Origin of the sequence: Micromonospora inositola, from assembly GCF_900090285.1 — a bacterium.
GTDB lineage: Bacteria > Actinomycetota > Actinomycetes > Mycobacteriales > Micromonosporaceae > Micromonospora > Micromonospora inositola.
The window spans coordinates 201,890-215,380 of record NZ_LT607754.1 but is presented as its reverse complement, the minus strand read 5'-3'; the positions used below and the strand labels follow the sequence as shown (position 1 = coordinate 215,380).

The window sequence follows — 13,491 nt, the reverse complement described above, 5'->3', positions numbered from 1 at the left end:
ACTCGGAGCAACAGCGCCCGAGGAATTTTTGCCCGGAATGGTCACAGACCGGTAACTTGCCCCCGGCTGAGGTCATATGCACCCCACCATCGTCAGTAAGGCCCGATCCGGAGGCCGGTGGGATCGAGCACAGCGAGGAGGCGGCATGACCGAGCTGTGGAACTGGAGAATCGACGGGGCGGCACCCGTGGAGGTGTACCCCGCGCTGGCCGAGGCGCTCGGCCGGGTGGTGATGCCCCTCGCCGTCGCCGACCCGGCCCGGCTGCCCACGTACGCGGTGATCTGCGATGTGTGGGAGACGCCGGGGGAGTTCGGCACGATGGTCGACTGCTACGGGGTGCCCGAGCGGCTGCCCGAGCTGCCCAGCATCGCGGCGCTGGCCCGGCTGCTGGACCGCAACTGCCTGATGCGTGACGACACCCTGGACGCCGGCCGGCACCTGCTGGTCGCCCCGGACGGCACCATCCGCCCGGTGCACTTCACCGTCACCGAGACGGACGACGGCGAGGTGCTCAGCGACCAGCGGCTCTGCACCGTGGCCGACCCGGGCTGCCGGGGCTGGTCGCAGTGCCACCGCTCCCGGTGGGCCCCCGACTCCGTCGCCCCGGCGTTAGCCGCGGCCTGAGCCCGGGCGCGGCCGGCGCGGGCCGGCCGGGGAGCGCGTCAAGCGGCGTCAGGCGCGGGCCGTCGGCTGCTGGCCGCGCACCACCAGCTGGTCGAGCAGGGTCGCCGTGGCGGCGGCCACGGCGTCCACCGCGGCGTCGAAGGCGGCCGCGTTGTGGGCGGCGGGCGTCCGGAAGCCCGAGATCTTCCGGACGTACTGCAACGCCGCCGCGCGGACGTCCTCCTCGGTGACCACCGGGACGTACGGCTCACGCAGGGTCTTGATGCTCCGGCACACGGCTCCTCCTCGTTCGGTCCGACCAGCTCGGCCCGGATACGCTGTGCACGTCATGACTACCGCAGCCGCGGGCAGCCCGCGCACCTACCAGGTGCGAACGTACGGCTGCCAGATGAATGTGCACGACTCCGAGCGCATCTCCGGCCTGCTCGAACAGGCCGGTTACGTGCGTGCCGCCGAGGCCGACGACAACCCGGACGTGGTGGTGTTCAACACCTGCGCCGTCCGGGAGAACGCCGACAACCGGCTCTACGGCAACCTGGGTCATCTGCGCCCCGTGAAGGACAAGCATCCCGGGATGCAGATCGCCGTCGGCGGCTGCCTGGCCCAGAAGGACCGCGGCGAGATCGTCCGCAGGGCGCCCTGGGTGGACGTGGTCTTCGGCACGCACAACATCGGCTCGCTGCCGGTGCTGCTGGAGCGGGCCCGGCACAACGCCGCCGCCGAGGTGGAGATCCTCGAATCCCTCGACGTCTTCCCCTCCACGCTGCCCACCCGGCGCGAGTCGACGTACGCCGGCTGGGTGTCGATCTCGGTGGGCTGCAACAACACCTGCACGTTCTGCATCGTGCCCTCCCTGCGCGGCAAGGAGAAGGACCGCCGCCCCGGCGACATCCTCTCCGAGGTGCGCGCCCTGGTCGACGAGGGCGTGCTGGAGGTGACCCTGCTCGGGCAGAACGTCAACTCCTACGGCGTCGAGTTCGGCGACCGGTACGCGTTCGGCAAGCTGCTGCGCGCATGCGGCGACATCGACGGGCTGGAGCGGGTCCGGTTCACCAGCCCGCACCCGAAGGACTTCACCGACGACGTGATCGCCGCGATGGCCGAGACGCCGAACGTCTGCCACTCGCTGCACATGCCGCTGCAGTCCGGCTCCGACGAGGTGCTGCGCGCGATGCGCCGGTCGTACCGGTCGGAGAAGTACCTGGGGATCATCGAGAAGGTCCGGGCGGCGATGCCCGACGCGGCGATCACCACCGACATCATCGTCGGCTTCCCCGGCGAGACCGACGCGGACTTCGAGCGGACCCTCGACGTGGTCCGGGAAGCCCGGTTCTCGTCGGCGTTCACCTTCCAGTACTCCAAGCGCCCCGGCACCCCGGCCGCGACGATGGACGGCCAGCTCCCCAAGCAGGTCGTGCAGGAGCGCTACGAGCGGCTGATCGCCACGGTGGAGGAGATCACCTGGGCGGAGAACAAGCGCCTGGTGGGGGAGACCGTCGAGGTGCTGGTCGCCGTCGGCGAGGGGCGCAAGGACGAGCGCACCGGCCGGATGTCCGGCCGCGCCCGCGACGGCCGCCTGGTGCACTTCGACGCCGGCACACTGGCCGGGCGGATCCGGCCGGGCGACATCGTGCACACCACCGTCACGTACGCCGCCCCGCACCACCTCAACGCCGACGGCGAGCCGCTGTCGCACCGGCGTACCCGGGCCGGCGACGCCGCCGAGGCCGGCCGCTCCCCGCGTACCCCCGGGGTGCTGCTCGGGCTGCCCACGATCGGCGCGGCGGCCGCGGCGCCCGCGCCGACCACCGGCTGCGCCGCGCACTGACCGACCGCCGACGGCCGGGACCGCCCCGCGGCGGCCCCGGCAGGGCGTGCGACACCCCCGCCGGCGACGTCGGCAGGGGTTCGGTCCGGACGCGCGGAAGCCCCCGGTCCGTGGCGGGACCGAGGGCTTCCGGACGTGCGTCAGCTCAGCCGGCCTGCTCGGCGAGCTGGAGGAACTGCCGCTTCGAGGCCAGCGCCTGCTCGGCCTCCTTGATCCGGCGGGCGTCACCGGCGGCCTGGGCGCGGGACAGCCGCTCCTCGGCCTCGGCGACCTGCGCCCGCATCTGCGCGAGCAGCGGGTTGTCCTCCTTGGTGGTCCGCCGCCACGCCGAGTCCATGATCTCGCGGACCTTGTCGTCGACCGCGCGGAGCCGGCGCTCCAGCCCGGCGGCGGCCTCCCGCGGCACCCGGCCGGCCTCGTGCCACTGCGCCTGGATCTCCCGCAGCTTCGCCTGGGCGCCCTTCGGGTCGCCATCGACGTCGAGGGCCTCGGCCTCGGCGAGCAGGGCCTGCTTGCGCTCCAGGTTGGCCCGCTGCTCGTTGTCCCGCGCCGAGAAGACCTCGCTGCGCCGGGTGAAGAAATCGTCCTGCGCCGCCCGGAACCGTTCCCAGAGCTTCTGCTCGGCCTCCTTGGACGCCCGCGGCGCGGCCTTCCACTGGGTCATCAGGTCCTTGAGCTGGTTGGCGGTGATCGCCCAGTCGGTGGATTCCTTCAGCTTCTCGGCCTCGGCGACCAGTTCCTCCTTGACCGTCTGCGCCTGCTTGCGCTGCTGGTCGAGGGAGGCGAAGTGGGCGCCCCGCCGGCGGGTGAAGCCGTCCCGGGCGGCGGCGAACCGCTTCCACAGCTCACCGTCGGTCCTCTTGTCGACGCCGCGGATCGTCTTCCACTCGTCGAGGATCTCCTTGAGCCGGTCCCCGGCGGTCTTCCAGCCGGTCGACTCGGCGGCCAGCTTCTCGGCCTCCTCCACCAGGGCGGTCTTCCGGGCGAGGGCCTCGCCCCGGGCGGCGTCCCGGGCGGCCTTCGCCTCGCCGGCCTTCGCCTCAGCCACCTCGGCGAGCTTGTCGAGCCGGGCGGCCAACGCGTCGATGTCACCCACGACGTGCGCCTCGGGCAGTGAGGCGCGGATCCGCCGGATCGTGGTCAGCGACCCGCCGGCGTCCGCGGCGCCGGAGTTGAGCCGGGCCTCGGTCAGGTCCACCTCGGTCACCAGGTCGGCGAAGCGCCGGGCGAAGTGGGCCAGCCCCTCCTCCGGGGCCCCCGCCTGCCAGGATCCGACCACCCGCTCGCCCTCGGCGGTCTTGACGTACACGGTGCCGTCCGCGTCCACCCGTCCGAAGGCAGTCCAGTCGCTCATGTGCCCATCCTCGTTCTCCCGGCGTCGACGGGACAGCCCCCGCGATCGCCGCCACGGCGCAGCAAAGTTACTCCGGGCATTGTCACAGGTCCGACCCCGTCCGCGTCGAGCGCCTGTCGTCGACCGTGACCATACGGTGTCCTACCGCTCGAATGACCGGATCGGCGCGGGGACGCACCGGTGGATCCCGCTACGGTGAGGGCGTGCCTCTGGTCGCCGCCGCCGTCTGCCCCCACCCGCCACTGATCGTGCCCGAGCTGGCCGGCACCGCCGCGCCCGAGCTGGACGACCTCCGCGCCGCCTGCGACGCCGCCGTCGCCCACCTGTACGCCGCCGGCGCGCGGAGCATCGTGGTGGTCGGCGCCGGGGACGGTACCGCCGACCTGCCCTACCCGTACCGGGGCAGCTTCGCCCCGTGGGGCCTGCCGCTGGAGGTCCAGCTCGGCAGGCTGCCCGACGGTTGCGTCAACACGGACGGCCTCCCGCTGGGCCTGCTCGTCGGGACCTGGCTGCTGAACCGGGTGCGGCCGGAGACGGGCCCGATGGGCTGGCGGATGGCGACCGTGGCGCGGGACGGCTCGGTCGAGGAGTGCGTCACCGTCGGCGCCGGGATCGGGGGGAACCAGCCGTGGGCGCTGCTGGTGATGGGGGACGGGTCGGCGTGCCGGGGCCGGCAGGCGCCCGGCTACGACGACCCGCGCGCCGAGGCGTACGACGAGGGGGTGGCCCGGGCCCTGGCCGACGCGGACACCGACGCCCTGCTCGGCCTGGACCCGGCACTGTCGGCGGAGCTGAAGGTCGCCGGGCGGGCGCCCTGGCAGGTGCTGGCCGGCGCGGCGCGGGCGGCGGGCGGCGACTGGCGCGGCGAGCTGAGCTACGCCGCGGCGCCCTACGGCGTCTCCTACTTCGTGGCGAACTGGGTGCCGGCGTGAGGGGCACGGTCGTGGCCGTGGTCGGGCCGACCGCGGCCGGCAAGTCGGCGCTGAGCATCGCGCTGGCGCACGCGCTCGACGGCGAGGTGGTCAACGCCGACTCGATGCAGCTCTACCGGGGCATGGACATCGGCACCGCGAAGCTGACCCCCGCAGAGCGGGAGGGCGTGCCGCACCACCTGCTGGACATCTGGGACGTGACCGAGCCGGCCAGCGTCGCCGAGTACCAGCGGCTGGCCCGCGCGGCGGTCGACGACATCCTGGCCCGGGGGAAGTTGCCGCTGCTGGTCGGCGGTTCGGGGTTGTACGTGCGGGCGGTGCTGGAGCAGTTCGAGTTCCCCGGCACCGACCCGGCCGTGCGGGCCCGGCTGGAGGCGGAGCTGGCGGCGGTCGGCCCGGCCCCGCTGCACGCCCGGCTGACCGAGACAGACCCGGCCGCGGCGGCCGGCATCCTGCCCGGCAACGGCCGGCGGATCGTCCGCGCCCTCGAGGTGATCGAGCTGACCGGCGCGCCGTTCACCGCCTCGCTGCCCGAGCCGACGCCGTACTACCCCTCCGTGCAGCTCGGCGTCGACCTGGACACCGCCCTGCTGGACGAGCGGATCGCGCTGCGGGTGGACCGGATGTGGGCCGACGGCCTGGTCGCTGAGACCCGGACGCTGGTCGGGCACGGCCTGCCCGAGGGGCGTACGGCCAGCCGGGCGCTCGGCTACCAGCAGGTGCTGCGGTTCCTCGCCGGGGAACTGACCGAGGTCGAGGCGCACGACGAGACCGTCCGGGCCACCCGCCGGTTCGTCCGGCGGCAGCGGTCCTGGTTCCGGCGCGACCCGCGCATCCACTGGCTGGACTCGGCCTCACCGGCGTTTGTCGAGACTGCGCTGCGGGTGGTCGCCGACCATCGGGGATGATGGGGGCGTGGAGTTCACCAAGGGCCACGGCACCGGCAACGACTTCGTGATCCTGCCCGACCCGGACGGGGCGCTGGACCTCACCCCGGGGCTGGTCGCGGCGATCTGCGACCGGCGGCGGGGGATCGGCGGGGACGGCGTGCTGCGGGTGGTCCGGGCGGCCAAGCACCCCGAGGGCGCCGCTCTGGCGGGCGACGCCGAGTGGTTCATGGACTACTGGAACTCCGACGGCTCGTTCGCCGAGATGTGCGGCAACGGCGCCCGGGTCTTCGTCCGGTACCTGCTGGAGATCGGCCTGGCCACGCCGTCCGGCGCGGCGCTGCCGGTGGCCACCCGGGCGGGCGTCGTACGCGCGCGGGTCGAGGGCGAGTCCATCGCCGTCGAGATGCGCCGCCCCCGGCTGTACGACACGGCGACCGCCACCCTGGGTGGACTGACCCTGCCCGGCACCGCGGTGGACGTCGGCAACCCGCACCTGGTCTGCGCCCTGCCGGCGGGGCTGGACCTGGCGGGCCTCGACCTGACCCGCGCGCCGGACGTCGACCCCGCGGTCTTCCCGGCCGGGGTGAACGTCGAGTTCACCGTCCCGGGGGACCCGGTGGACGACACCGACGGGCACGTGCTGATGCGGGTCTACGAGCGGGGCTCCGCCGAGACGCTCTCCTGCGGCACCGGTGCCTGCGCGGTGGCTGCGGTGGCGCTGCGCGACGCCGACCGGGACACCGGCACGGTCACGGTCGACGTGTCCGGCGGACGCCTCACGGTGACGGTGACCGACGACTCCTGCTGGCTGTCGGGCCCGGCGGTCCTGGTCGCCACCGGCGAGCTCACCCCGGACGCCCTGCTCGCCTGACCCACCCGCCCCGCCCGCCCCAGGGGACCGGTGCCCGTGTCCTTCTGGGCCGGGCGCCGACGCCTCAGGTGCTCCGCGTCCTGCCCGCCGTCCCATCGGTCCGCGCCGTCCCATCGGCCGGAGACACGGCTCGCCTCCCCGTCCGCGCCCGGGGATGTGCTCAACGTCCTTTGCTCTGCTTCAGCCCGCGCAACACCCGTTGTCCGGATACCGGACGCCAGGTGTTGCCGTCGCTGCAGCAGAGCAAACGACGCGGGCTGACCACCCGCGGTCGGTCGTCCACCCCTGAGTCGCCCGGCGGCGCAGGCGGAGACGGGGGGAGGGGTTCGGTCCGTCTGTTGCCGCTCTGGCGACAACAAACGCACGCGAAAGGGCGGGTCAGGGTGTGGCGCTGGCCTCGGCGGCGATTTCGGGAAGGTCGGTCGGGCCCGGGTCGGCGGCCGGGGGCGGGGTGGCGGCCGGGTTCTGGGCGGCGGCGCGGACCGCGGCGGCGACCGCCGGGGCCACCCGCGAGTCGAAGACGCTCGGCACGATCACCGTCGGGTTGATCTTGTCCTCGCCGACCACGTCCGCGATGGCCCGGGCCGCCGCGATCGCCATCTCCTCGGTGAACTCCTCGGCGTGCGCGTCCAGCATGCCGCGGAAGACGCCCGGGAAGGCGAGCACATTGTTGATCTGGTTCGGCTGGTCGGAGCGGCCGGTGGCGACCACGGCGGCGTGCTTGCGCGCCTCCCGTGGGTCGACCTCCGGGTCCGGGTTGGCCAGCGCGAAGACGATCGCGTCCTTGGCCATGGTGGCGATGTCGTCGCCGGTGAGCAGGTTCGGCGCGCTGACCCCGATGAACACGTCCGCGCCCCGGATCGCGCCCGGCAGGTCGCCGGAGTAGCTCTCCTTGTTGGTGTTCTCCGCCAGCCACTGCCAGGCCGGGTTGAGGTCCGGCAGGCCGCGGTGCAGGGCGCCCTGCCGGTCGTACGCGATGATGTCGCCCACGCCCTGACGCAGCAGCAGCTTGATGATTGCGGTGCCCGCCGCGCCGGCCCCGGAGACCACGACCCGGACGTCCGCGAGCTGCTTGCCCACGACGCGCAGCGCGTTGGTCAGCGCGGCCAGCACGCAGATCGCGGTGCCGTGCTGGTCGTCGTGGAAGACCGGGATGTCCAGCAGTTCGCGCAGCCGGGCCTCGATCTCGAAGCAGCGCGGCGCGGCGATGTCCTCCAGGTTGATCCCGCCGTACGCGGGTGCGATCGCCTTGACGATCGCCACGATCTCGTCGGTGTCCTGGGTGTCCAGCACCACCGGCCAGGCGTCCACCCCGCCGAAGCGCTTGAACAGCGCCGCCTTGCCCTCCATCACCGGCAGCGACGCGGCCGGCCCGAGGTTGCCCAGGCCGAGCACGGCCGAGCCGTCACTGACCACGGCGACCGTGTTTCGCTTGATGGTCAGCCGGCGGGCGTCGGCCGGGTTCTCGGCGATCGCCATGCAGACCCGGGCCACGCCCGGGGTGTACGCGCGGGACAGGTCGTCGCGGGTGCGCAGCGCGACCTTGGAGTTGACCTCGATCTTGCCGCCGAGGTGCAGCAGGAACGTCCGGTCGGAGACCTTGCGGACGTCCACGCCGTCGAGCGCGGTCAGGGCGTCGACCACCTGGTCGGCGTGGCTGGCGTCGGCGGTGTCGCAGGTGAGGTCGACGATCACGCTGGTCGGGTCGGAATCGACCACGTCGAGCGCGGTGACGATCGCGCCGGCCTCGCCCACCGCGGTGGTCAGCCGGCCGATCGAGGAGGCGTCCGCCGTCACCGCGATCCGGATCGTGATCGAGAATCCCGCACTCGGAAGTCGGGTGATGGCCACGGAAAATCCCTCCGTCAACACTGAGCGGCTCGCTCCGCATTTCTACCCGCCCACCCAGGTCGCCCGGCATCCGCCCCCGCTTTCAGGGACATGCGCCACGGGCATATAGCAGGTGCGTCGCGCGTTGACACATGTCAGGATGATCGGTACACACGCGAAACCACTCGGTAGCAGACAGAACGGACAGGAGATCAGTTTGCGAGACCAGGAGACCTACGTTCCCTTCGAAGACGACGAGCTCGACACCACCACCGGTGAGTTCGAGCTGTCCGAGCGGCAGGCGTTGCGGCGGGTCCCCGGCCTCTCGACCGAGCTCACCGACATCACCGAGGTCGAGTACCGCCAGCTGCGGCTGGAGCGGGTCGTCCTGGTGGGCGTCTGGACCGAGGGCACGCAGGACGACGCGGAGAACAGCCTCACCGAGCTGGCGGCGCTGGCCGAGACGGCCGGTTCGCAGGTGCTCGAGGGGCTGATCCAGCGGCGCAACCGTCCCGACCCGGCGACCTACGTCGGCCGGGGCAAGGTCGACGACCTTGGCGCGATGGTGCTCTCCACCGGCGCCGACACGGTGATCTGCGACGGTGAGCTCTCCCCGTCCCAGCTGCGCAACCTGGAGCAGCGCACCAAGGTCAAGGTGGTCGACCGCACCGCGCTGATCCTCGACATCTTCGCCCAGCACGCCAAGAGCAAGGAAGGTAAGGCGCAGGTCGAGCTGGCCCAGCTCGAATACCTGCTCCCGCGGCTGCGCGGTTGGGGTGAGACGCTCTCCCGGCAGACCGGTGGTTCCGGCCGCGGCGGCGGCGCCGGCGGCGGCGTGGGCCTGCGCGGTCCCGGTGAGACCAAGCTCGAGACCGACCGGCGCCGGATCCGGCACCGCATCGCGCGGCTGCGCCGCGAGATCAAGGGCATGAAGACGGTACGCCTGACCAAGCGTGCCCGCCGGTCCCGCAACGCGGTGCCCGCGGTGGCCATCGCCGGCTACACCAACGCCGGCAAGTCCAGCCTGCTCAACCGGCTGACCGGGGCGGGCGTGCTGGTCGAGAACGCGCTCTTCGCCACCCTGGACCCGACCACCCGCAAGGCCACCACCTCCGACGGGCGGCTCTACACCCTCTCCGACACGGTCGGCTTCGTCCGGCACCTGCCCCACCAGATCGTCGAGGCGTTCCGCTCGACCCTGGAGGAGGTCGCCGAGTCCGACCTGGTGGTGCACGTGGTGGACGGCACCCACCCGGACCCGGAGGAGCAGGTCCGAGCGGTCCGCGAGGTGCTCGCCGAGGTGGGCGCCGACCGGCTGCCCGAGCTGCTGGTGGTCAACAAGACGGACGCCGCCGACGAGGAGACGCTGCTGCGGCTCAAGCGGCTCTGGCCGGACGCGGTCTTCGTCTCCGCACACAGCGGGCGCGGAGTGGACGGGCTGCGCGAGGCGATCGAGGAGCGGCTGCCCCGTCCGGCGGTGGAGGTGCACGCGGTGCTTCCCTACGACCGGGGTGACCTGGTGGCCCGGGTTCACCGGCAGGGCGAGGTGCTGAGCACCGCCCACCTCCCGGAGGGGACGTTGCTGCACGTCCGGGTCGGTCAGGCGCTCGCCGCCGAGCTGGCGCCGTTCCGGGCCGGTGAGCGGCTCATCGAGGAGGAGCGGGTGGGCGCCGGCCGGTGAGGCCTCCGGCGTCGCCCGCCCGGTTAAGCGGACGTGCGACACTGGGCTCCATGCGGCACGTTCTCTCCTCGGTCACGGTTGCGCTCGGCCTGCTGGGCGCGACCGTGGCGCCTGCCGGGGTCGCCCTGGCGAGTCCCGCCACGGCCCCCGTGCAGGCCGTGGCTCCCGGCAAGAAGAAGTGCACCGTCGAGGACAAGCGCCTGCGGGAGCTGTCCGGCCTGGTCGCGACCAGCACCGGCTACGTCGTGATCAACGACGGTACCGACATCCCGAGCCGCAAGCGGGTCTTCTACCTCGACACCAAGTGCGAGATCTCGAAGGAGCCGGTCCAGTACTCGGGTGACGGGCCGCTCGACACCGAGGACCTGGCCCTCTCGCCGGACCGCAGGACCCTGTGGATCGCCGACACCGGGGACAACATCACCAGTAAGCAGCGCCGGGAGCGGGTCGCGGTCTGGACCATGCCGGTCGGCGGGTCGAAGCAGCCGGTGCTGCACCGGCTCGCGTACCCGCAGAAGCAGCCGCACGACGCCGAGGCGCTGCTCATCGGCGACGACGGCAAGCCGCTGATCATCACCAAGGAGCTCTCCGGCAAGTCGGAGCTGTTCAGGCCGGCGGCCGCGCTGAAGACCGGCGACACCGAGCCGGTGCCGATGCAGAAGGTCGGCGAGGTCACGCTCCCCAAGACCACCACCGACAACAAACTGGGCGCGCCCGGCCGGCTCCTGGTCACCGGCGCGGCCCGCTCGCCGGACGGCACGAAGGTGGTGCTGCGGACGTACGCGGACGCCTTCGAGTACGACGTGGCCGGTGGCGACATCGTCGGCGCGCTGACCACGGTCAAGCCCCGGGTCACCCCGCTGACCGACCCGTTCGGCGAGGCGATCTCCTACACCCCGGACGGCAAGTCCTTCGTCACCGTCTCCGACGGCGGTCAGCTGGCTCCCGACGACCCGATCGACATCCTCAGCTACGTCCCGTCGAGCAAGGGGGCCGAGGCGCTGCCGGCCGCCGGTGAGGTGGCGAAGCCGGCCGCCAAGAAGTCCTGGGTCGAGGGGCTGAGCCTGGACGAGATCACGTACCTGATCGCGGCGGTAGGCGCGCTCGGCGCCCTGCTGGTCGGCGCGGGCATCTTCGGCATCCTCCGGTCCCGGCGCCGGCCCGCACCGGCCACCGACCGGACGGACGGACCCGACCGGGGCGGGCCGCCGCCCGGCGGGCCCCCCGGTGGCGTGTACGGCGGCCCGGCCGGGGGCGGCTACGGCGGCGGGCCGGTGAACGACGCGCCGGGCCGGCCCGCCTCGGGCGGGGTGTACGGCGGCGGTCGTCCCCCTGAGAGCGGCCGTCCGCACGGCGGCGTGTACGGCGGCGGTGGTGGTCGCCCGCAGGGCGGTGGGGTCTACGGCGGCGGTGCGCCGCAGGGCGGTGGCGGGTACGGCGGTGGCCGCGCCGAGCCGCCCCGGCGTGACCCGGACTACGGGGATCCGCGTGGGGGCCGGCGCAACGGCTACGACGACGGACGGGGTCAGTACGGGCAGGTGCCCGGCGGTCGCGACTACCGGGGCGACCGCTACTGACCACGGCACCGGGTGACCGCGGCGCGGCGGTCACCCGGGCGGGTGTCAGATTCGACGCAGCACCGCGACGACGCGGCCCATGATGGTGGCGTCGTCGCCGGGGATGGGGTCGAACGCCGGGTTCTGCGGCATCAGCCAGACGTGCCCGTCGCGGCGCCGGTAGGTCTTCACGGTCGCCTCGCCGTCGAGCATGGCGGCCACGATGTCGCCGGCCTCGGCGGTCGGCTGCTGACGGACCACCACCCAGTCGCCGTCGCAGATCGCCGCGTCGAGCATCGAGTCGCCCTTGACCTGGAGCATGAAGACCTCGCCCTCACCCACCAGCTCGCGGGGGAGCGGGAAGATGTCCTCCACCGCCTGCTCGGCGAGGATCGGGCCACCGGCGGCGATCCGGCCCAGCATCGGCACGTACGCCGGGGTGGGGCGCTGCGCGCGGGCCAGCTCGTCGTCGGCGTCGCTGGGGGCGCGGACGTCGACCGCCCGGGGGCGGTTGGGGTCGCGGCGCAGGAAGCCCTTCTTCTCCAGCTCCTTGAGCTGGTAGGCGACGCTCGACGGGGAGACCAGGCCGACCGCCTCGCCGATCTCGCGCACGCTCGGCGGGTAGCCGTGGCGCTCCACCCAGGTGCGGATGAACTCCAGGATCCGGCGCTGCCGGGCGGTGAGGTCGATCGTGGCGGGGTCGGGGAAGCTGCTGACCACCGGGGTGACCGGGCGCACGGCGGGCTGGCCCGTCCGGCTGCGCGCGGCGCGGGGCCGTCGGGTCGCCGGCGGACCCGCCCCGTTGATCGGCTGCGGGTTCTTCTGCCGGTTGGCCCGGTCCTCGGTCACGTCCGTCCCTCCCTGGTCGGCGCTGGGTGCCTTGGCGGCTCGTGGTGCGCGCGGATGGTTGCCGATCGGCCGGAGGCGACACGCCGCGCCCGGTCGTTGTTGACCGTATAGGTGAGATCGGCCATTTTCAAACATCTGTACGACCTCTTGTCGGCGTGTCGGGCCGAAAGCTGGATTTCCGAACGCCTGTTCTGATAAATGATACGTCGGCTTCGAACGGATGTTCGACGAAACGGTTGAGCGTGACCGTGGCGGGAGTCGCCCGTTGGGCTTTCGGCGACCCCCGGGGGAGGTGGGACGGGTGAGTGATTCTGATGACGCGCCGGACACGCCGGCCAACTTGACCTCGCCTGGGCGACGACATACGGTCGACCCCTAGATGTAGTAGTCACATGGGCGTAAGTTGCCTATAGGTTGGGTTCGACTACCGACCGCACTCCCGTACCGCCGACCCGGGGCGGCCATCCCAGGATGGCCTCTCCGCGGTGCCGCGTGCCCGGGAACGCGTCGGTGCGCCCGCGGTTCGATGAAGGAGGTCAGGCGATGCGGTGTCCGTACTGCCGGTACGCCGACTCCCGGGTCGTCGACTCGCGGGAGGCCGACGACGGCCAGCTCATCCGGCGGCGGCGGTCCTGCCCGGAGTGCGGCAAGCGGTTCACCACCGTCGAGGAGGCGGTGCTCGCGGTGGTCAAGCGCAGCGGGGTGACCGAGCCGTTCAGCCGTACGAAGATCATCGGCGGGGTGCGCAAGGCGTGCCAGGGCCGGCCGGTCGACGACGACTCGATCGCGCTGCTGGCGCAGAAGGTCGAGGAGACCGTCCGGGCCAAGGGGGCCGCCGAGATCCCGAGCCACGAGGTCGGGCTGGCCATCCTGGGGCCGCTGCGCGACCTGGACGAGGTGGCCTACCTGCGCTTCGCCAGCGTCTACCGGTCCTTCGACTCGCTCGCCGACTTCGAGCACGAGATCGAGACGCTGCGGGCCGCCGCCCGCGCCCGGGAGGGCGCAGGGGCCGACGCGGTCGAGGCCGCCGGCCGTACCAGTTGAGTTTTCGGATTTCTGACAGTGACGACGCGCG

The 13,491-nt window shown here is 73.0% G+C and carries 12 protein-coding genes; 8 read left to right on the top strand and 4 right to left on the bottom strand.

From position 1 onward, the window contains the following. The first annotated feature begins 145 nt into the window (after window positions 1–145). Window positions 146–625: a hypothetical protein gene (locus GA0070613_RS00995; RefSeq protein WP_089010532.1), complete on the top strand. Its 480-nt coding sequence runs from the start codon at window positions 146–148 to the stop codon at window positions 623–625. 48 nt (window positions 626–673) lie between these two features. On the opposite strand, the gene GA0070613_RS00990 is transcribed toward GA0070613_RS00995, so the two are convergent. Next, on the bottom strand, window positions 674–901 hold the full coding sequence (locus GA0070613_RS00990) for a DUF2277 family protein (RefSeq protein ID WP_089010531.1): 228 nt from the start codon (window positions 899–901) through the stop codon (window positions 674–676). A gap of 52 nt (window positions 902–953) precedes the next feature. Between GA0070613_RS00990 and miaB the strand changes: the two genes are divergently transcribed. After that, the gene (miaB, locus tag GA0070613_RS00985) at window positions 954–2,453 is read left to right on the top strand and encodes a tRNA (N6-isopentenyl adenosine(37)-C2)-methylthiotransferase MiaB (protein ID WP_089015671.1); all 1,500 of its coding nucleotides are present in this window, start codon (window positions 954–956) and stop codon (window positions 2,451–2,453) included. Window positions 2,454–2,598: 145 nt separating this feature from the next. Here miaB and GA0070613_RS00980 read toward each other — a convergent pair whose 3' ends face one another. Then, window positions 2,599–3,807: a DUF349 domain-containing protein gene (locus GA0070613_RS00980; protein ID WP_089010530.1), complete on the bottom strand. Its 1,209-nt coding sequence runs from the start codon at window positions 3,805–3,807 to the stop codon at window positions 2,599–2,601. A gap of 152 nt (window positions 3,808–3,959) precedes the next feature. On the opposite strand from GA0070613_RS00980, the gene GA0070613_RS31835 reads away from it, so the two are divergent. Genes GA0070613_RS31835 through dapF form a run of 3 tightly spaced genes read left to right on the top strand, consistent with a single transcriptional unit; the run spans window position 3,960 to window position 6,500 of the window. Beyond that, window positions 3,960–4,739: a class III extradiol dioxygenase subunit B-like domain-containing protein gene (locus GA0070613_RS31835; protein WP_172875732.1), complete on the top strand. Its 780-nt coding sequence runs from the start codon at window positions 3,960–3,962 to the stop codon at window positions 4,737–4,739. After that, window positions 4,724–5,647, top strand: coding sequence for a tRNA (adenosine(37)-N6)-dimethylallyltransferase MiaA (miaA, locus tag GA0070613_RS00975; protein ID WP_408631029.1), 924 nt, complete (start codon window positions 4,724–4,726; stop codon window positions 5,645–5,647). The genes GA0070613_RS31835 and miaA overlap by 16 nt, the downstream gene beginning before the upstream one ends. 7 nt (window positions 5,648–5,654) lie before the next feature. After that, on the top strand, window positions 5,655–6,500 hold the full coding sequence (gene dapF, locus GA0070613_RS00970; RefSeq protein ID WP_089010529.1) for a diaminopimelate epimerase: 846 nt from the start codon (window positions 5,655–5,657) through the stop codon (window positions 6,498–6,500). A gap of 378 nt (window positions 6,501–6,878) precedes the next feature. Here dapF and GA0070613_RS00965 read toward each other — a convergent pair whose 3' ends face one another. After that, window positions 6,879–8,351: an NAD-dependent malic enzyme gene (locus GA0070613_RS00965; RefSeq protein ID WP_089010528.1), complete on the bottom strand. Its 1,473-nt coding sequence runs from the start codon at window positions 8,349–8,351 to the stop codon at window positions 6,879–6,881. 196 nt (window positions 8,352–8,547) lie between these two features. Here GA0070613_RS00965 and hflX point away from each other — a divergent pair, with 196 nt between their 5' ends. Both hflX and GA0070613_RS00955 read left to right on the top strand, forming a co-directional pair. After that, window positions 8,548–10,011, top strand: a complete 1,464-nt coding sequence (gene hflX, locus GA0070613_RS00960; protein WP_089010527.1) for a GTPase HflX — start codon at window positions 8,548–8,550, stop codon at window positions 10,009–10,011. Between the two features lie 50 nt (window positions 10,012–10,061). After that, window positions 10,062–11,588 carry a hypothetical protein gene (locus GA0070613_RS00955; protein ID WP_089010526.1) on the top strand — a complete coding sequence of 509 codons (1,527 nt, stop codon included), beginning with the start codon at window positions 10,062–10,064 and terminating at the stop codon, window positions 11,586–11,588. A 45-nt stretch (window positions 11,589–11,633) separates the two neighbouring features. On the opposite strand, the gene lexA is transcribed toward GA0070613_RS00955, so the two are convergent. After that, entirely contained in the window at window positions 11,634–12,416 is a 783-nt protein-coding gene (gene lexA / locus GA0070613_RS00950) for a transcriptional repressor LexA (protein WP_089010525.1), read from the bottom strand. A gap of 543 nt (window positions 12,417–12,959) precedes the next feature. On the opposite strand from lexA, the gene nrdR reads away from it, so the two are divergent. Then, on the top strand, window positions 12,960–13,460 hold the full coding sequence (gene nrdR, locus GA0070613_RS00945; RefSeq protein WP_089010524.1) for a transcriptional regulator NrdR: 501 nt from the start codon (window positions 12,960–12,962) through the stop codon (window positions 13,458–13,460). The last annotated feature ends 31 nt before the right edge of the window (window positions 13,461–13,491 follow it).